The organism is Streptomyces sp. YGL11-2, assembly GCF_050054615.1.
GTDB lineage: Bacteria > Actinomycetota > Actinomycetes > Streptomycetales > Streptomycetaceae > Streptomyces.
Window position 1 is genome coordinate 41,966 of record NZ_JBNHIN010000006.1, and the last position, 18,570, is coordinate 60,535.

Here is an 18,570-nt window from a genome sequence, read left to right on the forward strand (position 1 = left end):
CGGGTCAATCCACACCGGGATAGCGCCAGTTGAGGTCGGCCAGCTGCCGCGCCCGCGCCTCCACCACCGCCATGCGGGCGGCGCGCTCGGCGGCGTCGGTGTGGGACGCCTGCCCGGTCGCCTGCCCGGGCCACTTCCGGTAGAGGAGGCCCACCTCGGCGGAGAACCAGCCGCGGCTGACGGCGTTCAGCGCCAGGAGCAACCCGGTGTCCTCGGAGGCCGGGAGGGCCATCCAGCCGCCGAGGGCGAGGAGCAGGTCACGGCGGACGAAAAGGGTCGCCGGGTGGACCTGGGCGAGGAAGTCGTGCGCCTTCCAGAAGTCGAGGACGGCGCCGCGCCCGATCGGGCCGGGCTCCGGGTCGCCGTCGAAGCCGGCGGTGGAGCCGTCGGGGAGGAGGTCGAGGACGCGGGAGGTCGCCCAGCCGATACCGCGGTCGCCTTCGAGCGCCGCCAAGTCCCGGGCCAGCGTGCCGGGCGGCAACTGGTCGTCCGCGTCCAGGACTTTGACGTACTCGCCGTCCGCCTGCGCGAGGGCGATGGTGCGCGCGACGCCCGGACCGCCGGGGCGGCCCTGCCGGAAGGTCACCCGGGCGTCGTCCGGGACGTGCGGGGCGACCGCGCCGCTCGTGCCGTCCTCCTGGATCACCCAGTGCCACTCCCACCCGGCGGGGAGTTCCTGCCGGGTGAGCGATGCGTGGGCGTCCGGCAGAAACCGCGCGGAGGGCGCGTGGACGGCGGTGACGACGATGATGCGCCGGCGCACGGCTCACCACCTTTCCAGGGGAGTGGTGAACAGCAGTTCCGTACGGTCGCCGGGCAGGACGAGGTCGGTGACGTCCACGACGCGGCCGTCGGTGGCGTACGAGGTCTTCCGGAGCACCAGCACGGACGTCCCGGGCGGCAGCTCCAGCTCCTCGGCCTCCTCCGGCATCGGCGGGCGGGCGGTGACGCGCTCCTCGATGCGGTCCAGCTCGATTCCGACGGAATGGAACTGGCTCTGCGTACCCCCGGGCCACGGCTCCTTGGTCTCGTCCAGCAGATCGGGGTTCGGCGCGATCATGTCGCGCACCAGGTAGGAGGTCACCAGGCTGAAGGGCGCGCTCTCGGCGGCGTGCCGCGTCCGGTAACTGCGTTCGAGAAGCGCCGCACCCTCGCGCACGCCGAGCGCCGCGGCGAGATCGGCACACGCCGGTATCTCGCGATAACGGGCCCGGAAGACAAGGTCGTTCACCTTCAGCCCCGTGTCGTGCTCGGTGGCACCGGTCATCGCCCGCTGCGCCACCGGCTCACGGGCCCGGTCCTTCTCCCACTGGTGCCGGAGGTTGGTCCGCCGCGCGAGGGTGCGCTCACGGCGGACGAAGTTGCCGATGCCGTGCCGCTTCTCGATGAGGCCCTCGTCCCGCAGCGCACGCAGCGCCTCCCGGACGGTCGGCACACTGCGCCCGAACCGCTCGGCGAGCTTCGTCTCCGCCGGCAGCCGGTCGCCGGGCCCGAACCGACCCGCGCGGATGGCGGTGCGCAGCTCGTCCGCGATCCGCTCGTACGCCACTGCCATGGAACCTCACCGTTCCGCCGGATACCTCCAGGCTACGACTCCTCATGAGGAGTTGACGACCGGGGGGCTCGCCCCTCCTGGAGGGGCAGTGCGGCGACGAAGCGGGCTCCGGCGGCCGGTGGGGTCTCGCCGAGGGTGAGGGTGCCGTGGTGGTTGTGGGCGATCTCGCGGGCGATGGCCAGGCCGAGGCCGGTACCGCCGCTGGTGCGGTTGCGGGAGGCGTCGAGGCGGGTGAACCGCTCGAAGATCCTCTCGCGGTGCTCGGCGGGAATGCCGGGGCCGTCGTCACGGACGTCGACCAGGGCGGTGCCGGCGGGGGCGGAGACGGTGACCTGGACGCGGCCGCGGGCGTGGCGCACGGCGTTGTCGAGGAGGTTGCGCAGCAGCCGCTCCAGCTGCCGCGCATCGCCGTGGACGGTGACGCCCTCGCCCACCGGGCAGTCGACCTGGACGGACATGGACACGGACACGGACGCGTGCCGGCGCGCCTGTGCGGCTGCCTTCCGGGCCAGGGCGCCCAGGTCGACGGGGTGGGCGGTCGACGGGGTGCGGTTGTCGAGATCGGCGAGCAGGAGCAGGTCCTCGATGAGCCGCTCCAGGCGTTCGGCGTCGCCGAGGGTGCCGCGGATGACCTCGGGCCAGTTCGTGCGGTCGGGGTAGTGCAGGGCCACTTCGAGGTCGGCTCGCAACGAGGCGAGAGGGGTGCGCAGTTCGTGGGAGGCATCGGCGGTGAAACGCCGCTGCTGCTCGGCGGCCTGTTCCAGCCGGTCCAGGGTGTCGTTGGTGGTGGCGGCCAGGCGCGCGATCTCGTCGTGGCGGGGTGGGACGGGGACGCGCAGGCTCAGGTCACGGCTGGTGATGGTGCGCAGGCGCTGCTGGATGACCTCCACGGGGCGCAGGGCCCGCGAGGCGGTGGTCCACACGATCAGGGCGACCAGGAGGACCGCCGCGGGAAGGCCGACGTACAGCACCTGGTCGACGGTGGCGACGGCCTCCTCGGCCTCCTCGGGGGTGACGAGGATGTGCAGGGTGAGGGTCTCGACGGGGGCGCTCGCCCTGCCGTCGAGCAGGCCGGGGCCGTGGAAGGCCGAGGTCACCACCCTGAAGTCCTGGTCGGCGAGTTCTTTGCTGCCGGCCCGGGCGCCGTCGGCAACGGCGCCCAGGTGGAGGTCCTGCTCGATGGGGACGGTCGGTCCCGGCCGCTCGGAGAGCCCGTACAGCGGGGCGGGTACGAAAGGCTTCAGGTCGGGGTCGCCTTCGACGAACCGGCCCGCAGGGTCGACGATCACCCAGGTGTAGGGGGTCTCGAAGAGGACCTGGCCGCTGCCGTAGCCGTACTTGTAGCGCTGCTCGATGACGTCCAGGCTCGCTCTGGCCCGGTTGCGGATGTCGCCCATTTTCGAGGCGTAGACCTCGTGGCGGAGCCACCATGCGCCGGCGGTGAAGGCCAGGGCTGCGGTGAGGGCCGCGGCCAGGGCGGCGCGGAGGCGGATCGGCAGGCGCCTACCGATCATCGTCGACCAGCCGGTAGCCGACGCCGCGCACGGTACGGATGCCGGAGCGGCCGAACGGGATGTCGATCTTGCGGCGCAGTGCCCTGATGTGGACGTCGATGATGTTGCTGGCGGCCTCGTGATGGGCGTCCCAGACCTCTTCCAGCAGGTCGGCGCGGCTCACCACCTCTCCGGCCCGCAGCCCGAGGTAGGCGAGGACGGCGAACTCCTTGGCCGTGAGCTCGATCTCGGTCCCGCCGCGGCGGCACCGGCGGGTGGCCGGGTCGAGGTGCAGGTCCCCGATCTGCACGGCGGGCCGGCGCACCGGGCCGCCGCGGCGGATCAGCGCCCGGAGCCGGGCCAGCAGCACCACGTAGGAGAACGGCTTGGCCAGGTAGTCGTCGGCCCCGGTGTCCAGTGCCTCCGCCTCGTCGTACTCACCGTTCTTGGCGGTGAGCATCAGGATCGGGGTGCGGACGTCCTCGCGCCGCAGCCGGTCGCAGACCCGGTACCCGTCCAGGCCGGGAAGCATGATGTCCAGGATGATCGCCTGGTAGGGCTGCCGCCGGGCCATCCACAGGCCGTGGCGGCCGTCATGGCACACGTCGACGGCGTAGCCCTCGCTCTCCAGGCCGCGGCGGAGCACGGAAGCCAGCCGCTCCTCGTCCTCGACCACCAGCACGCGCACTCCGCAATCGTCCCATGGGCGCGAATCCCCACATGAAGATCGCTTCATGCGGCTTCATCGCCGCTTCATGCCCGCCGGCCGACGGTGGACGCCCCCGTCCGCGTCCCGCAGGAGTGCCCGGTGTCCACCCCCGCCCCGTCCCGCCCCCGTCCGTACACGGACCCGGCGCCGCCCGGCGGCGGTGACACCCACCGACACAGACGACACACTGCGCGCCCCCTCCTCCTGGCGGCACTGTTCCTCGCCGCCTACACCGCGCTGTCGGTCACCCGGCACCTCCAACTCCGTTCCACCGGCTACGACCTGGGCATCTTCGAGCAGGCCGTACGCGCCTACGCCCAGCTGCGCGCCCCCGTATCCGAACTCAAGGGCGCCGGCTACAACCTCCTCGGTGACCACTTCCACCCGATCCTGGCCACCCTCGCCCCGCTCTACCGGCTCTTCCCCACCCCGATGACCCTGCTCACCGCCCAGGCCGCCCTGTTCGCGCTGTCCGTCATCCCGGTCACCCGGCTGGCGATCCGCACCACCACCCCACGCCTCGGCACCGCGATCGGCATCGCCTACGGCCTGTCCTGGGGCCTGCAGAAGGCCGTCGCCTTCGACTTCCACGAGATGGCCTTCGCGGTCCCGCTGCTCGCCTTCTGCCTGGAGAGCCTGGCGCTGCGCCGCTGGCGCACCGCCGCCGCCTGGGCGGCGCCCCTGGTCCTGGTCAAGGAAGACCTCCCGCTGACCGTCACCGCGATCGGCCTGTACCTCCTGCTGTCCGGCCGCCGCCGACTCGGCCTTGCCGTAGCGGCCTACGGCGTGCTCTCCGGCCTGCTGATCGTGCTGGTCGTCATCCCGGCCTTCAACCCCGGTGGTCACTACGACTACCTCCACACCGCCACCCAGGCCGCCGGCGATCCGCTCACCCGGCTCTTCCTGCCACCGCAGAAACTCGGCACGCTGCTCGCGCTGCTCGCCCCGACCGCGTTCCTGGCCCTGCGCTCGCCGCTGATCCTCCTCGCGCTGCCCACGCTCGCCTGGCGGTTCTGGTCGACGAACCCGGCGTACTGGGGGCTGGACTACCACTACAGCGCCGTCCTGATGCCCATCGTCTTCCTCGCCTTCGCCGACGCACTGGGCAGGCTGCACCGGCCCGGACCGACCACCCGGATCGTGGCCGTCAGCGTCACGGCAAGCCTGCTGGCCCTCCCCTTCCTCCCCCTGCGGGATCTGGCCGGCCCCGCGTGGCGACCCAGCCCCTGGGCCGGCGCGGTCCGCGAGGTCACGGCCGCCGTACCGGACGGCGCCGAGATCGCAGCCGTCAACCGCCTCGCCCCGCAGCTCACCTCACGGGCCCGCGTCCACCGCTTCCCGCAAGCCCTGGACAGCGGCACCAGGCCGGAGTGGCTGCTGATCAGCGACCCGGCCCGCGGCGGCCTGCCCGACTTCCCCTGGGAGCTGCCCCGCCTGCCGCAGATTCCTTCCCTCGGCTACCGATTGGTCATGGAACGCTCCGGCATCCAGCTCTACCGGCTGGCCGACCGATGACCGGCCGGCCCCGTCACATCAGTCCCACGATGACGCGTCCGGTGCGGTACTCCGGCCGACCCGGCAGGAAGATCCGTCACCGGGCGGCTCGGCCGGAACGGAGTCGATCCGTGGCCGTCCGTGACGCGAGCCACAGGACCAACCCAGGCGGCCGGGCACGGCACTTGACGCCGCCCTCCGGCCACCAGGGGCAACGTGGCCCAGAAGATCGGCACAGCGATCTGGGGAGCCCCGGAGACACCCCTTGTGGACAAAGACCAGGACAACGAGGGCTGAGGAACGTCGAAGGGCCCCACCGCGAACGGTGGGGCCCTTCGACATCGTGCCCGGTGAGAGCACTGGCGGAGGATACGAGATTCGAACTCGTGAGGGGTTGCCCCCAACACGCTTTCCAAGTTTTCGTCTGGAGGTTCTGGGGCGTACAGGAACGTTCTGACCTGCGGTGCAGCAGGGTCGGGTGGGGTCTTTGAACGGTGCTGTACGCCGGTGAATGCAACCAGAACTGCAACCACGGAGCAGCGAGTTTTGCCTGCTCAGTCCACGGGTGCGGGGTGTGGAGGGCAACGCCCTTCTCTTATCTGGCATCGCTGTAGGTGGCAAGGATTGAGGCCCAGGTCCAGCGGGGTGGTCTGATGCCCGCGGCCTGGAAATTGGGCCGAACAAGGCGCCTGCCCAAGCCGCCGGCTGGGGGCTTCAACCCGGAGCAGGTGACGGGAATCGGACTCGCGCTCTGAGCTTGGGAATCAGGGGGCTTTCGGGTGCCCTGTGCCTGCCTGATCAGCGAAGATGTCGCAGCTGGGGGTGGCGCTCTGGGGTACGTCTCTGACTCTTATTGACCGCGGTTTACCGCTCCATCTGGCACGACACTGGCACGGCGGTCGCCACGGCTCCGTAGGGAGCGATTCCATAGGGCTAGATCGTGGGTGTGTCTTCGCATGCTGCTGCCGACGGTACGGGGAATTGCTTGCGTGACGGGGCGTGCCGGGTGGCCCGGCTCGTCACGCGGGCGGAGAGGCCGGGGAGGGGCCGGCTATTCGGCGACGGTCGTGCAGCAGCCTCCCCCGGCCGGGCCCGCTTTCGGGTCGGCGCTCTTGCCGAGTGTGTCGGCGTCGGCCTTGACGACGTAGACCTCCCACGGCTCCTTGCCGGGGCCGTGGACCCAGACCTTGTCCTGGAGGGCGTAGCAGCAGGAGGTGTCGTTCTCCTTGAAGGTGGCCAGGCCCGCCTCCTTGAGGCGGTTGGTTGCGGCTGTCACCTGCTCCGTTGAATCGACTTCCACGCCGAGGTGGTCGAGGCGGGTCTCCTGCCCGGGCTCGCCCTGGATCAGGACGAGCTTCAGGGGCGGTTCGGTGATGGCGAAGTTGGCGTAGCCCTCGCGGCGTTTGGCGGGTTCGGTGCCGAACAGCTTCGCGTAGAAGGTGATCGACGCTTCCAGGTCGCTGACGCGCAGGGCGAGCTGGGCACGGGACACGGTATGCCTCCGATCGGTTTGCATTGAAGTCTGTCGATGCAAGGTTGCGCTCTGAATCGAAGAACGTCAACATAGACACATGTCGAATCAAGAGCTTGAGGTGCTCGGCCAGGACGGCGTGGCCGATGCCTGCTGCCCGGGGTTGCTGACGACCCCCCTCGATGAGGGGCAGGCCGTGGAGCTGGCGAAGGTGTTCAAGGCGCTGGGCGATCCGGTCCGGCTGCGGCTGCTGTCGATGATCGCCTCCCGGGCTGGCGGCGAGGTCTGCGTATGCGACCTCACTCCCGCCTTTGACCTCTCCCAGCCGACGATCTCCCACCACCTCAAGCTCCTGCGGCAGGCTGGCTTGATCGACTGCGAGCGGCGGGGCACGTGGGTCTACTACTGGCTGCTGCCGGAGATGACCGACCGCCTCGCCGGCATCCTCACCCGCCCCGCAGGCGAACCCCTCCCCGTGAGCACCGAGACCGCCGGGGGCTGCTCGTGAGCGCCGCCGCACCCGAGTCGGGGGTGGCCGGCCGCCTGTCGTTCCTCGACCGCTACCTCGCTGTGTGGATCCTGGCCGCGATGGCACTGGGGCTGGGTCTGGGGCGCTTGGTGCCGGGCCTTGGGGGCGCGCTGGCCAAGGTCACCGTCACCGACGTCTCGCTGCCCATCGCGCTCGGCCTGCTGGTGATGATGTACCCGGTCCTGGCCAAGGTCCGCTACGACCGACTCGACACCGTCACCCGCGACCGCCGCCTGCTCCTGCCGTCCCTGCTGTTGAACTGGATCGTCGGTCCGGCCGTGATGTTCGCGCTGGCCTGGCTGTTCCTTCCGGACCTGCCCGAGTACCGCACCGGATTGATCATCGTGGGCCTGGCCCGCTGCATCGCCATGGTGATCATCTGGAACGACCTGGCCTGCGGCGACCGCGAAGCCGCCGCCGTCCTGGTCGCCCTGAACTCCGTCTTCCAGGTGATCGCGTTCTCGGCCCTCGGCTGGTTCTACCTCTCCGTCCTCCCCGGCTGGCTCGGCCTGGAACAGGCCGGCCTCAACGTCTCGGTGTGGGAGATCGCCCGCAGCGTACTGATCTTCCTCGGCATCCCCCTCGCCGCCGGCTACCTCACGCGCCGCCTGGGCGAACGCGCCAAGGGCCGCACCTGGTACGAGTCCACGCTTCTGCCGAAGATCGGCCCGTTCGCCCTCTACGGGCTGCTGTTCACGATCGTCGTCCTTTTCGCTCTGCAAGGCGACGCCATCACCTCCCGTCCCCTGGACGTCGCCCGTATCGCCCTGCCGCTGCTGGTCTACTTCGCCGTCATGTGGGCCGGATCCATGGCCCTCGGACGCGCGGCCAGCCTGGACTACCCACGAGCCACGACGCTCGCGTTCACCGCCGCGGGCAACAACTTCGAACTGGCCATCGCCGTCGCCATCGCCACCTTCGGCGCCACCTCTGGACAGGCCCTCGCCGGCGTTGTCGGCCCCCTCATCGAGGTACCGGTCCTCATCGGCCTCGTCTACGTCGCCCTGTGGGCCCGCCGCTTCTACTCCTCACCCCTCGCCGCACCGCAGGAGGAAACCACCTGTGTCTGACACCGCCGCCCTGCCGTCCGTGCTGTTCGTCTGTGTCCACAATGCCGGCCGCTCCCAGATGGCTGCGGCCTTCCTCACTCACCTCGCGGGCGACCGCGTCGAGGTGCGCTCGGCTGGCTCCGCCCCTGCCGACACGGTCAACCTCGCCGTCGTGCAAGCGATGTCCGAGGTCGGCATCGACATCTCCGCCCAAGTGCCCAAGGTGCTCACTGCCGAAGCTGTCCAGGCGTCCGACGTCGTGATCACGATGGGTTGCGGCGACAGTTGTCCCGTTTTCCCGGGCAAGCGCTACCTCGACTGGCAGTTGCCCGACCCCGCCGGGCAGGGAGTTGGGGCCGTCCGTCCTATCCGCGACGAGATCGAACAGCGCATCCGCGGATTGATCGACGAGATCGTCTAACGGGCCGGGTACGCCGCTTCTAGGCTGGACGCTTGGACGACGTACACACAGGGGGATGGCCGTGCTGTACTGCGAGCGCCATGAACTGCACAACTGCGCCGACTGCGCTCCCGACGGCGGAATACGACGTGCGGGCCGCCGAACTGCCGCAGGCCAGCCGGCATGGGCAGGCTGGCCGAGAGGCGCGATCATCATTCACGATCAAGGCAAAGCACACCTACCCGGGTGTGCCCACCTGAGCGTAAGCGCCATCCAGGCGCCGAAGTTCGGTTGGGTGCTCGATCCCGCTCCAGGCACATGGAGGCGACTGTCGGCTGCCAACCCGCTCCGGCCAACCGAGGGCAACGTCAGCCTCGCCGGGGTCAGTCGCTGCGAAACGTGCGACGCCACGCAATAGAACAGCCCTCGCCAGGATCCGCGCGCATGCTCGGCGGATTGGTGTCGGCCTCGACGGGCGTAGCCTTCTCGCAGCTTTCGGGCCTTGTCCCGCGGCTCACCGGTCCCCTTCCTCCTGATCACGGACCTGCGGCCGCTGCTCGTGACCAGGCCGCGACGATGAGAGTTCGCGCAGAACGGCCCATGCATGGCGCCCGTGGCCAGAACGGCTGTCTACGCGTACGGCCGTCCGGGGCTGGCGCACTGTGCCCAAACGGCGGGCGATGGCTCGGGCGGCTCGTCGAGGGTGGGGAATGAGCTGCTGTCTAGTGACTCGCTGCGGTGGCATGGCGATCTCTGCCCAGACGCATTTGCCGCAGGTGGTGCGATCGGCCCCGTGGCAGAGCGATAGGCGGTCGATGAGTGCCATACCGCGTCCGGTCTCGTCCGCGGTGCCCGCCCAGTGCGGAACGGGCAGGATGAGCGAACCGTCGTAGACCTCGATCAGGATTCGTCGTCGGCTGACATTGGCAGACACCGTGATGGTAAGAACCGTGCCAGTGCCGTGCCTTACGGCATTCGTGACCAGTTCCGAGGTGACAACAGCCAGCGCGGTATCGGAGGACTCGTCGAGGCGGAGCCCCCACATTTTCACCAGATCCTGGAGACGGCGACGGCTGGTCGGCACCGAGGTCGGGTCGCGGACCAGAAGGAAGCTTTGGCTGTGGAGACGCATGCCGGAGACCCTTCAACGGACTTCGGACTGGGGCTTTGAGGCGGGGGCCGCGAGAGGGAGATAGCTGAGCGGCGGGTGACCTGATGCACGGGGATGCCTCCCACAGCAGGGATGGCTGGGGGTTGGCGCGTACCGCATGCCGACCTCTGTCGGTAGGCAAGCCTCACGGAGGCAAGGTGGCCGAAGGGCCGCCACCGGATGGTTAGTGATCGGCGTAGAGCTACTTCGTTGCGATGACGTAGACGCTTCCCCAACGGCGCTTCGGGTTGGCGATCGTGGGGTCGAAGGTCCACGGCTCCACGGTGGAGAAACCCGCCTCGGTGAAGAGTTGATCGAGCTTCTCGTAGTCGTACGCCCAGAGGTGTGGGGTGTACTTGGGGTCGTCGTCCTGGTCGCGGAAGACGAGGTTGACGAGGTCGAGCCGGGTGTTGATGTCGTTGCGGCAGTCGCGCTTGGCGTACCAGCGGTCGATCATCTCGTCTGCGGGGTTCAGTGGCCTGGGGTACTGGCTGAGGGCGAAGGCGGCGTCGGGGACGCCGGTGATGATCCGGCCTCCCGGTGCGAGTACGCGGTGGGCCTCTCGGACGTAATTCTTGGCCGAGCGTGGGTAGTCGATGTGCTCCAGGAAGTGCTCGGAGAAGACCAGCTCGGCGGTCCCGTCGTGAAGGGGGATGCCTTCGCGGACGTCCCAGAGGAGGTCGGCGGGCGGGACGGCGTCGATATTGAAGAAGTCCTCGATGCGGTGGGTTCCGCCGCCGATCTGGACCTTGGTGGGCTTCTGGTCGATGCGGCCGTCAGGCCAGGCGCGCTGGGTGGCGTGGTGGTGGCGGTGGAGTTCGATCTCCTTAGCCGCGTTGCGGAGTGCTCGGGCCAGGCCGTGGGTGGTGGAGGGGGCGCTGAGCACGGTCTGGATCTGTGCGCCGAGGTAGTCGAGGGAGGGCATACCGAAGTGACTCATGGCGGGGCTCCTTGGGAGAGGCTGCGGGGCAGCCGGTACTGAGGACAGTGGTGGCTACGCGGCGCTGGGCGCCGGGGCGGTCCACTGGTTGTTGCGCATGAGGGTGTACTTGATGTCCACCAGCCGCGGGGCGATGGTCAGGGAGAGCTGCTCGGCCGGGTGGAGATGGCCGGCGTCGTCCTGTTCGGCGCGCCAGACGCGGTAGTCGAGGTTGGGATAGGCGGGGTTGATACCGATCTCGCCCTTGGGCATCGTGCCGTTGAACGGGGCGACGATGTCCATGTGGTTCCAGTAGTTCCAGGCTTGCAGGGCCTTGTACTGGTCGAAGTAGAAGTAGAAGTCGGGGTAGCGGCCGAAAGTGCGCAGTTCCCGGTGGATGAGATGCCCCAGCAGGGGGCCGAGCTGGGTGGAGAGAGCGTCGAATTCCCAGCGGGTGTGGTGCCAGGCTTCCGGGGCTTCCCCGGGGGCGAAGAGCCGGGCTGCGATGAGGTGGCTGATTCGTTCGACCAGGTAGTCGGTCGCGTGGTTGATCTCGATGGTCGGATCGACCTGGTGGATGAGGTCGGCAAGCTGGCTGGGCCTGGGGCGGAACCTCGCGAGGTCGAACTTGCCGGCCATGTTCGGGTAGGAGGCGAAGAGCAGCTCCTTGTACAGCCAGTTGTTGAGCTCTCCGATGTCAGCCAGGCGTCGCGTGTGCTGCGAGCCTGAGTGGAGCATCAGGTACTCCGCCAGCGCCTCGAAGTACAGGTAGCCGAGGATCGGTAAGCGGGGGATGGTCTCGTCGAGCAGGCCGAGGAAGGGCCTGGCCGCGATGCGAGTGCCCTGGTAGGCAACGGCCCCCGCGGTGGCGAGGAAGGCGGCGGAGTTCTTCACTCTGGCCACGACGGTCTCGCGTAAGCGGTGGCGTTCGTTCTTGCTCAGCAGGTATTCGAGGTGGCAGTAGATCCGCAGGTGGATGAGGCCCAGTCGCAGATAGTCCACTCCCGCCAGCCCTCGGTACGCCTGCGGTGGGGTGTTGATCTCGAAGATCAGCGGGGTGGGTACCCGGTCGGTGACGCCGAGCTTGGCCAGGAAGGCCGGCGCCTCCTTGGTCAGGACGTACGCGGCCAGGTTGTGCATCCGCAGGCCCCGGTCCGTAGCCGTGAGCGGGGCGCAGTAGATGCTGCCGACGAGGCAGCCGCCGGACGGGTAGAGGACGCCTTGCTCGTTGATCTGTTCAAGGGCGTGGGTGACGTGGAGGAGGTGCAGCGTGCTGTTGCCGTTGAGGGCGTCGAAGAGGGAGTTCTGCCGCAGCAGATGCCCGTTCGGTGTGGCAGCGAGCCGCTCGTCCCAGGTGGCCGACTGCCGGGCCAGCGGGTCGGTTGTGTCAGCGGGGCTGGGGATGAGGGTGGTGTCGTAGAAGGCGTGGGCGTCGGCCCAGAGGTGGTAGGCGTCGAGGAAGTCCATGGTCACGCCAACTCCTTCTCTGCCAGCGCGTACAGGACGGCCGCCGGGCTGTGGGCGCCGGCAAGATGGGCCTTCTCGGAGATGCTCACGAGGCCGAAAGCGAGGCTGCGGAACGTGTCGAAGGCGGGCTCTTTGACGTGCTGGGCGTTCGGCCACCACCTGGTCTTCGGCAGGCGGTAGCGGTCCAGGGCGTCGGCGGCCTTCACCACGTCGCAGATGATCTGGGTCCGCAGGTAGTCGGCCTGGTCGTCGGGGCTGAATGCGCCGTAGGGCACGTCGTGCAGGCGGATGGCGGTGGCGGCCCGTGTGACGCGTCGCGGTGTGGCCGTGAGGTCGAAGCGGCCCCAGACGGTGTCCGCGTTGGCGGCGAGCCAGATCGCCGCGCGTTCCCCGTGTCCGCGGTCGTCCTTGTCGTGATGGCGCTGGCAGTCGTGGACGGCGGCGGCAACGATGGCGGTGGTGGTGTCGGCGTCGTCCAAGCCGTTCGCCTCGGCGAGAACGGCGGCCAGTGCTGCGGTGCGCATGGCGTGCCGGACGCCGTGGATCGAGTCGTACAGCCGGGGCTCGGCCATCCAGCCGCGCGGAAGTGCGGCTCGCCGCAGGAGGTACTGCGAGAGCGGCCGGAGGGCCGGCTGCGGTGACGGCGGGAGATCGGGCCGGTTCGCTGTGATCCAGTCGATGGTGGCCCGGTCCATGTACTGGTGGAGCGGAAGCTGCCCGCGGGCAGCAAGATCGGTCAGGCTTGCGGTCGTTGGGGTCGTGCTCATCAGTGCCCACCCCCTGGTGGTCTCCGCGGTGACGTGCTCCTATCGGATGGGCGCGGCCTGCCGCTCGCGCTCCTTGCGTTCCTTCTCAGCGGCTTCGAAGGCGGCGGTGAACTCGGCCAGCTCCTGCTCGCTCATCAGGGTGACGCCCAGCTCATTGGCGACGTTCGTGATCTTGGCTGCTGCCTCGGCACGGGCTGCGTCGGGGGCGTCGTCGTCCAGCAGGACCTCGAATTCGGCGTGGTATCCCCATGCCTCGCTCCACTTGACCGCGATCTCGACGCCGTCGATGCGGAAGTTGTGCCGAAGATTGGACGCCTCGTGCATCGCTCCCTCGAAGCCGAGAGCGTTGAACAGCTTCACCGCGGCGTCCACGTCGGCCGGGGCGATGGCGAACTCGGTCTCCGCGAATGCGGCGCCCTGGCCGATCTTGCTTCCCTTGAGGGTGATCTTGGCGGTGCCGGCAGCCGTGTTGTCGGTGACCTTCAGCAACTGGTCCGGCAGTACGTAGAAGTAGATGTGCTTGTCGTCGGGGCCCAGGTCCTCGCCGTCCCTCTTCAGACGGTCGACGAGCTGGTCACGGGCTTCCTTGTTGAAGCGGGCGCGCATCTCGATCTCGATGGGCATGGGCGTATCGCCTCCTGAATCAGGCATGACGGAGCCAGCCGGACCGGCGCCAAGGGGGTGGGTAGCCGGTTCGGGCGGCTGCTGCTTTTGCGGTTGTGGGGGAACGGGCGGGGTGGTGTGGCCGCTGCTCGGCCTGGTTCACCACCCCGCCGGGTGGGTCATGGGGTCAGCCCAGGTCGCCGAAGCGTTCCCGGACCACGCCTTCGTGCAGGTAGGTGGGGAGCTGGACGCCGCCCACCGAGGTGCGGCTGGTGGCGACCTGCTCTTCGGTGTCGCTGGGGAAGCCCTCCAGGAGTCGCAGGCACTGCTGCACCCACTCACGGGACTTGGGCCGGTCCCCCAGGTCACGGTGGCGTACTGCCAGGGCGTACGCGGTCTCGGTGGCGGCCCACCGGTCAGTCGTCAGTTCGCGCTGGAAGATGGATTCCAGCTCTTCGGCGGAGGCCAGGCGGGTCTGGATGGTCATGGATTCCCCTCTGAAGTTCGGTCGTGCACTGATGGTGCTCAACGCATCGGCGTCCCCGCGGTGACGCCGTAACCCGCCGCTAGTAGGTGTAGATCTCCGCGAGGGTCTTGTAGTCGTGCAGCTCGTCCTTGTCGAACCACAGCTCGACCTCCTGCTGCGCTTCCTCCTTGTTGCCGGAGGCGTGCACGAGGTTGGCCACGGCCTTGCCCGAGGCGATGCTGCCCGCGGCGCTGTAGTGCGAGAAATCGCCCCGTACCGTCCCCGCCGGCGCCTGGTTCGGGTACGTGCTGCCGACGATCTTCCGCACCGTGGCGATGGCGTCGAACCCTTCCAGCACCAGAGCGATGACCGGTCCCTGCTGCATGAACGTCGACGTGACGCGGTAGACCTCCGACCCCAGCCGCTCCTCCAGATCGAAGTAGTGGCGCCGGGTGAACTCCTCGTCCATCCACTTCATCTTGGTGCCGACGATCTTCAGTGCGGCTTCCTCGAAACGGGTGATGATCCTTCCCGCCAGGCCACGCACGAGCGCATCGGGCTTGAGCAGGACGAGCGTGCGCTCAACGGGGTGTGCCTGATCCTCAGCCATGGAGTCCCTTTCGGCTTGTATGCACGGAGGTTGACGGCGGATCAGCCGCCAGGTAGCTGAGGTTACCGGCGCCCACTTGCCCGACCGGACGCTCGGACCGTCCCTCGGATGGCGCACACCGGGAGGCGGCGCGATAGGGCTGAAAACAGGGACTCATTTCAGCCAAGTGCTATTGCGCGCCTACTCGTTGAGGGTGCTCACCTAGACTCTCCTTTTGGTCGACCGGCGCTCTTGCGCACAGGCGGGTTGGCCGCTCAGGGCGTCTCCTGCGGCTCACTTCGCCCTGGTGACCATCATTCTTCCGAGTCACCTACGGGACGGCCATGAACCGCCAGTGCAGCCGGAGTGCACCTTCAGCGCGCGAGTTCCTGCACTGAGAGCGGGGCGAAGGAGGAGGGCGGACGTGGATGTGATCGAGGTCTGGAGCGGCCGTCACGCCTGCCTGCTGCAGTCCGCCCTGCGCCTCACCAATGAACAGTTCGCGGCCCGGCTCGGCATCGCGGTGCGGACGGTGGCGGCCTGGCACGCCGACCCGGCCGTAGTGCCGCGCACGGAGATGCAACAGCTCCTCGACACCGTCCACGAGAAGGCTTCGCCGACAGCGCGACAGCGGTTCGCGCTCCTAGTCTCGGGTGAACGGGGTCCGTCCGCACCGGGCCCAGCAGGTGCGCAGGCCCTGCGCGTCGCGATCGCCGTGGTCATGCGGGACAGCGAGGTGCTGCTGGTCTGCCGGCGAGACGATGACGCAACGGGCCTCAGCTGGCAGTTCCCGGCAGGCGTGATCAAACCAGGAGCCAGGGCCGAGACGGCGACCGTGCGGGAAACGCTGGACGAGACCGGCGTGCACTGCGCGATCCGGCAGCATCTCGGAAACCGGCTCCACCCCGTGACCGGCGTCCAGTGCGAATACTTCCTGTGTGAGTACCTCGCAGGCCAGGCCACCAACTCCGATGCCGTCGAGAACATCGACGTGATGTGGGTTCCCAGAAACGCGGTGACCCGTTTCATCCCCGTCGATACGATCTTTCCACCCGTGCTTGCCGTCCTGGAGGAGCAGACGTGACGCAGCAGACAGCCGATGAACGACCCGGCATTGCAGCGGCCATCATCGTTCACGAGGGACGCGTTCTGATGGTCCGGCGCCGGATCAGTGAGGGCAAGCTCTCCTGGCAGTTCCCGGCCGGCGAAGTCGAGCCCGGCGAAACCCGCGAGGACGCCGCTGTGCGGGAGACCAAGGAGGAGACCGGGCTGAACGTCTCCGCCGTCGAGCTGCTGGGCGAGCGTGTTCACCCAGCCACGGGCAGATTGATGTCCTACACCGCCTGCGAAGTGGTCAGCGGGACGGCGCACGTCGCAGACACCGTGGAACTGGCCGAGCTTGCCTGGGTGGCTCACGACCAGATCTCCGAGTACGTACCGTACGGCTTGTTCGGGCCGGTGCAGGAGTACCTGGACGCCACTCTCACCATCTAGCAGGCCCGCCCCACGCTGCCTGCCCTCCTGCTTACGGCCTGAATGGCGGCACGGGAACGCCTGATGTCCTCCTTCGCGACGAGCGGGGGAGGACATCGACCGCGTCGTGCCTGAACCGCGTCACTTCTGCCGACAGCTTGGAGTCCTCGCGTGAGCGATCAGCCTGACCAGCAGAAAAAGAAGCCCTTCCTGTACGTCGTCGTGTGCGCAGCCGGAATCGCTGGCGACGTCGGCAAGCTGATCACGGCTGCCCAGGAGGCGAGCTGGGATGTCGGCGTCATCGCCACCCCGCAGGGACTCGGCTTCATCGATGCCAACGCCGTGGTGGCTCAGACCGGCTACCCCATCCGTTCGGCCTGGCGCTCGCCCGGAGAGCCTCGCCCACTGCCGCCCGCCGACGCTATCGCGGTCGCCCCGGCCACCTTCAACACGATCAACAAGTGGGCTGCCGGAATCTCCGACACCCTGGCCGTGGGCATCCTGTGCGAGGCGTACGGCTTCGGCATCCCGACCGCCGTCCTGCCGTACTTGAATGCGGCTCAGGCCGCCCACCCCGCATACCGCCAGAGCCTGGAACGGCTGCGCGAGATGGGCGTCCTGATCGGCTCGTATGAGCCACACCGGCCGAAGGCCGGTGGCGGAGCCGACCGCTTCCGTTGGGAGGAGGCACTGGAACTGCTCACACCCTGGGAGTCTGCCCCAGCGTGATCAGCGCCGCCGTCCTTGCGCCGGCTGTGACGGTCGAACTGCCGCAGCTGTGGGGGCCGGAACGGGAGCAGTGGGGCGTTGTGTGACGCTGCGGGCGTTGGCGGCTTGTGCCAGGGGGCTGGGGGCGTGGCGTTCGCCGAGACGGCGGATGCGCCAGGTCAGTGCGCGGGCGGGGTTGCGAGCGTCCTCCAGTGTGCGTTGGCCCAGTGCCTGGTCGAGGATGGTGGCTGCGTTGTGTCCGGCGGCTTCTGCCTCGGCGAGGACGGTGGCGAGTGCGTCCCAGGCGGGGTCGTTGAGGATGCGCTCGGCGTGCTCGGGTACCGCCTCTTGGACGTGGTGGGCAAAGCGGCGCTTCATCTGGAGGCTGGGGGCGCGGTGCGCGAGGGTGGCCAGGACCGGTTCGGCGGTCTGTGCGTACGCGCTGTGCAGGTGGACGAGGGCTTGCTGGGCTGCGGCTTTCTGCTGGGCGTGTTGACGGGTGCGGTGCCAGTGCATTGCGTAGGCGACCGCGGTGAGCATGGTGTCCAGCAGCATGGCAAACCCGGCGCCGTCCCTGTCCTGGGGTCGGTCGCGCCAGATCGTCTGGATGCTGCGGCGCAGGACACGGGCGCTGTCCCGGTCGGCGGTGATGCGGGAGCGGCTGGCGCGCTCGAAGACAGCGGCGGCCCGTTCGAGGTCGGCCTTCACCGTGGCCGGTGCGGTGACCGACAGTAGGTCCATTGCTCCGCCGAGCGCTTCCAGTTGCCCTTGCGCCACCGTGTCGTCGGTGGCGGTCAGGTGGCTGGGGATGCGTTCGGTGGCGGCGGTTGCCTGGTGCCACGGATTTCCCGGCCGGACGGTGACCGGTTCGGGGCTGGTGGCGGCGAGGCGTTTGCGGATCTGGGGCAGGGACAGGTCGGGGGCGAGAGTGGAGCCCGCGTAGAACACCGGCTCGCCCTTGTCGTTGGTGTCGCCGGGCAGGGCGAAGTTGCAGCCGAGCGCGTCGCCGGAAGGGCCGAGCTTGAGACGTACGGTCACGTCGGTCGCCTCCAGCAGGGCGAAGAACTCGGCTTCGTCGGCTGCCGCGGCGACGGCGCGGCGCACGCGCATGCGTAGGACGTCGCGGGTGGCGGCGTCCTGGCCCAGGCGCTTGGCCTTGAAGTGCTCCTTGCTGGTGGGGCGTTTGGCGGCGGTGCCGTCGCCGGGCTTGAGCCGCCTGAGCCCGTAGTCGACTTCGATCTTGCGGGCTTCGCGTTGGACGGCGCGCTGGTCGTGGTCGCGACGCGGGCGGCGGCCGTCCTGCCGGACGAGAGTGGCGGCGATGTGGATGTGGTCGTCGGCGTGGCGGACGGCGACCCAGCGGCAGGCTTCCTCGTCTCCTTCGGGGGCGATGCCGGCGGCAGCCACGATCCGGCGGGCGATGTCGGCCCACTGGGCGTCGGTGAGGATCGGGTCTTCGGGTGCGGCGCGGACGGGGCAGTGCCACACGGTGTACTTCGGTGCCTTGTCGCCCAGCATCTTCACGGGCTGGTCGAGCTGTGCGACGAGCTGGTTCTCCACGTCCTTGGGGTCGCGGTGGGGGCTGCGGCCGGGGTCGGGGGCGAAGTCGTTCCAGGAGGCCACCAGGTGCGGATCGGTGTGCTCGTTGGCCCGGCCCTTGCCGAAAAGGTAGCCGATCGTTCGACGCGTGGCGTGTGGACCCGTACCGAGAATGATCTTCGGTATCAC

20 protein-coding genes are annotated in these 18,570 nt (G+C 69.0%); 7 read left to right on the forward strand and 13 right to left on the reverse strand.

What is annotated here, in order from left to right; translation table 11 throughout:
* Nucleotides 1–4: 4 nt before the first annotated feature.
* From ACO1BR_RS09220 to ACO1BR_RS09235, 4 genes are read right to left on the reverse strand one after another with little or no spacing between them, the layout of a single operon-like run.
* Complete coding sequence (locus tag ACO1BR_RS09220) at nt 5–763, reverse strand: glycosyltransferase family 2 protein (RefSeq protein ID WP_426794542.1); 759 nt, start codon at nt 761–763, stop codon at nt 5–7.
* Nucleotides 764–766: 3 nt separating this feature from the next.
* A complete protein-coding gene (locus tag ACO1BR_RS09225) occupies nt 767–1,555 on the reverse strand; it encodes a GntR family transcriptional regulator (protein ID WP_426794543.1) in 789 nt (262 codons plus the stop codon).
* 32 nt (nt 1,556–1,587) lie between these two features.
* Nucleotides 1,588–3,069 carry a sensor histidine kinase gene (locus tag ACO1BR_RS09230; protein ID WP_426794544.1) on the reverse strand — a complete coding sequence of 494 codons (1,482 nt, stop codon included), beginning with the start codon at nt 3,067–3,069 and terminating at the stop codon, nt 1,588–1,590.
* The gene (locus ACO1BR_RS09235; RefSeq protein ID WP_426794545.1) at nt 3,059–3,736 is read right to left on the reverse strand and encodes a response regulator transcription factor; all 678 of its coding nucleotides are present in this window, start codon (nt 3,734–3,736) and stop codon (nt 3,059–3,061) included. Before ACO1BR_RS09235 ends, ACO1BR_RS09230 begins: the two co-directional genes overlap by 11 nt.
* A 120-nt stretch (nt 3,737–3,856) precedes the next feature.
* Here ACO1BR_RS09235 and ACO1BR_RS09240 point away from each other — a divergent pair, with 120 nt between their 5' ends.
* On the forward strand, nt 3,857–5,272 hold the full coding sequence (locus ACO1BR_RS09240; protein ID WP_426794546.1) for a DUF2079 domain-containing protein: 1,416 nt from the start codon (nt 3,857–3,859) through the stop codon (nt 5,270–5,272).
* 1,030 nt (nt 5,273–6,302) lie between these two features.
* On the opposite strand, the gene ACO1BR_RS09245 is transcribed toward ACO1BR_RS09240, so the two are convergent.
* Nucleotides 6,303–6,743: an ArsI/CadI family heavy metal resistance metalloenzyme gene (locus ACO1BR_RS09245; RefSeq protein ID WP_426794547.1), complete on the reverse strand. Its 441-nt coding sequence runs from the start codon at nt 6,741–6,743 to the stop codon at nt 6,303–6,305.
* 79 nt (nt 6,744–6,822) lie between these two features.
* Between ACO1BR_RS09245 and ACO1BR_RS09250 the strand changes: the two genes are divergently transcribed.
* The 3 genes from ACO1BR_RS09250 to ACO1BR_RS09260 are packed head-to-tail and all read left to right on the forward strand — an operon-like array spanning nt 6,823 to nt 8,721.
* Nucleotides 6,823–7,230 carry an ArsR/SmtB family transcription factor gene (locus ACO1BR_RS09250; protein ID WP_426794548.1) on the forward strand — a complete coding sequence of 136 codons (408 nt, stop codon included), beginning with the start codon at nt 6,823–6,825 and terminating at the stop codon, nt 7,228–7,230.
* Complete coding sequence (arsB, locus tag ACO1BR_RS09255) at nt 7,227–8,321, forward strand: ACR3 family arsenite efflux transporter (RefSeq protein WP_426794549.1); 1,095 nt, start codon at nt 7,227–7,229, stop codon at nt 8,319–8,321. Before ACO1BR_RS09250 ends, arsB begins: the two co-directional genes overlap by 4 nt.
* The gene (locus tag ACO1BR_RS09260; protein WP_426794550.1) at nt 8,314–8,721 is read left to right on the forward strand and encodes an arsenate reductase ArsC; all 408 of its coding nucleotides are present in this window, start codon (nt 8,314–8,316) and stop codon (nt 8,719–8,721) included. The genes arsB and ACO1BR_RS09260 overlap by 8 nt, the downstream gene beginning before the upstream one ends.
* Before the next feature lie 493 nt (nt 8,722–9,214).
* Here the strand turns inward: ACO1BR_RS09260 and ACO1BR_RS09265 are convergent, their stop codons facing one another.
* The 7 genes from ACO1BR_RS09265 to ACO1BR_RS09295 all read right to left on the reverse strand — a co-directional run bounded on the left by ACO1BR_RS09265 (nt 9,215) and on the right by ACO1BR_RS09295 (nt 14,682).
* Nucleotides 9,215–9,832 carry an ATP-binding protein gene (locus tag ACO1BR_RS09265; protein WP_426794551.1) on the reverse strand — a complete coding sequence of 206 codons (618 nt, stop codon included), beginning with the start codon at nt 9,830–9,832 and terminating at the stop codon, nt 9,215–9,217.
* 220 nt (nt 9,833–10,052) lie between these two features.
* Nucleotides 10,053–10,790, reverse strand: a complete 738-nt coding sequence (locus ACO1BR_RS09270) for a class I SAM-dependent methyltransferase (RefSeq protein ID WP_426794552.1) — start codon at nt 10,788–10,790, stop codon at nt 10,053–10,055.
* A 54-nt stretch (nt 10,791–10,844) separates the two neighbouring features.
* Nucleotides 10,845–12,236 (reverse strand): hypothetical protein, encoded by a 1,392-nt coding sequence (locus ACO1BR_RS09275; RefSeq protein ID WP_426794715.1) that lies wholly within the window; start codon nt 12,234–12,236, stop codon nt 10,845–10,847.
* 2 nt (nt 12,237–12,238) lie between these two features.
* Complete coding sequence (locus ACO1BR_RS09280) at nt 12,239–13,003, reverse strand: hypothetical protein (RefSeq protein ID WP_426794553.1); 765 nt, start codon at nt 13,001–13,003, stop codon at nt 12,239–12,241.
* A 39-nt stretch (nt 13,004–13,042) separates the two neighbouring features.
* Nucleotides 13,043–13,627, reverse strand: coding sequence for a hypothetical protein (locus ACO1BR_RS09285; RefSeq protein WP_426794554.1), 585 nt, complete (start codon nt 13,625–13,627; stop codon nt 13,043–13,045).
* 166 nt (nt 13,628–13,793) lie between these two features.
* Nucleotides 13,794–14,093, reverse strand: a complete 300-nt coding sequence (locus ACO1BR_RS09290; RefSeq protein WP_426794555.1) for a hypothetical protein — start codon at nt 14,091–14,093, stop codon at nt 13,794–13,796.
* Nucleotides 14,094–14,172: 79 nt separating this feature from the next.
* The gene (locus ACO1BR_RS09295; RefSeq protein ID WP_261951409.1) at nt 14,173–14,682 is read right to left on the reverse strand and encodes a nucleoside-diphosphate kinase; all 510 of its coding nucleotides are present in this window, start codon (nt 14,680–14,682) and stop codon (nt 14,173–14,175) included.
* Nucleotides 14,683–15,085: 403 nt separating this feature from the next.
* On the opposite strand from ACO1BR_RS09295, the gene ACO1BR_RS09300 reads away from it, so the two are divergent.
* The 3 genes from ACO1BR_RS09300 to ACO1BR_RS09310 all read left to right on the forward strand — a co-directional run bounded on the left by ACO1BR_RS09300 (nt 15,086) and on the right by ACO1BR_RS09310 (nt 16,863).
* Nucleotides 15,086–15,745 (forward strand): NUDIX hydrolase, encoded by a 660-nt coding sequence (locus ACO1BR_RS09300; protein ID WP_426794556.1) that lies wholly within the window; start codon nt 15,086–15,088, stop codon nt 15,743–15,745.
* On the forward strand, nt 15,742–16,155 hold the full coding sequence (locus tag ACO1BR_RS09305; RefSeq protein ID WP_426794557.1) for an NUDIX hydrolase: 414 nt from the start codon (nt 15,742–15,744) through the stop codon (nt 16,153–16,155). Before ACO1BR_RS09300 ends, ACO1BR_RS09305 begins: the two co-directional genes overlap by 4 nt.
* A gap of 150 nt (nt 16,156–16,305) precedes the next feature.
* The gene (locus ACO1BR_RS09310; RefSeq protein WP_426794558.1) at nt 16,306–16,863 is read left to right on the forward strand and encodes a flavoprotein; all 558 of its coding nucleotides are present in this window, start codon (nt 16,306–16,308) and stop codon (nt 16,861–16,863) included.
* On the opposite strand, the gene ACO1BR_RS09315 is transcribed toward ACO1BR_RS09310, so the two are convergent.
* Complete coding sequence (locus tag ACO1BR_RS09315; protein WP_426794559.1) at nt 16,864–18,570, reverse strand: mobilization protein; 1,707 nt, start codon at nt 18,568–18,570, stop codon at nt 16,864–16,866.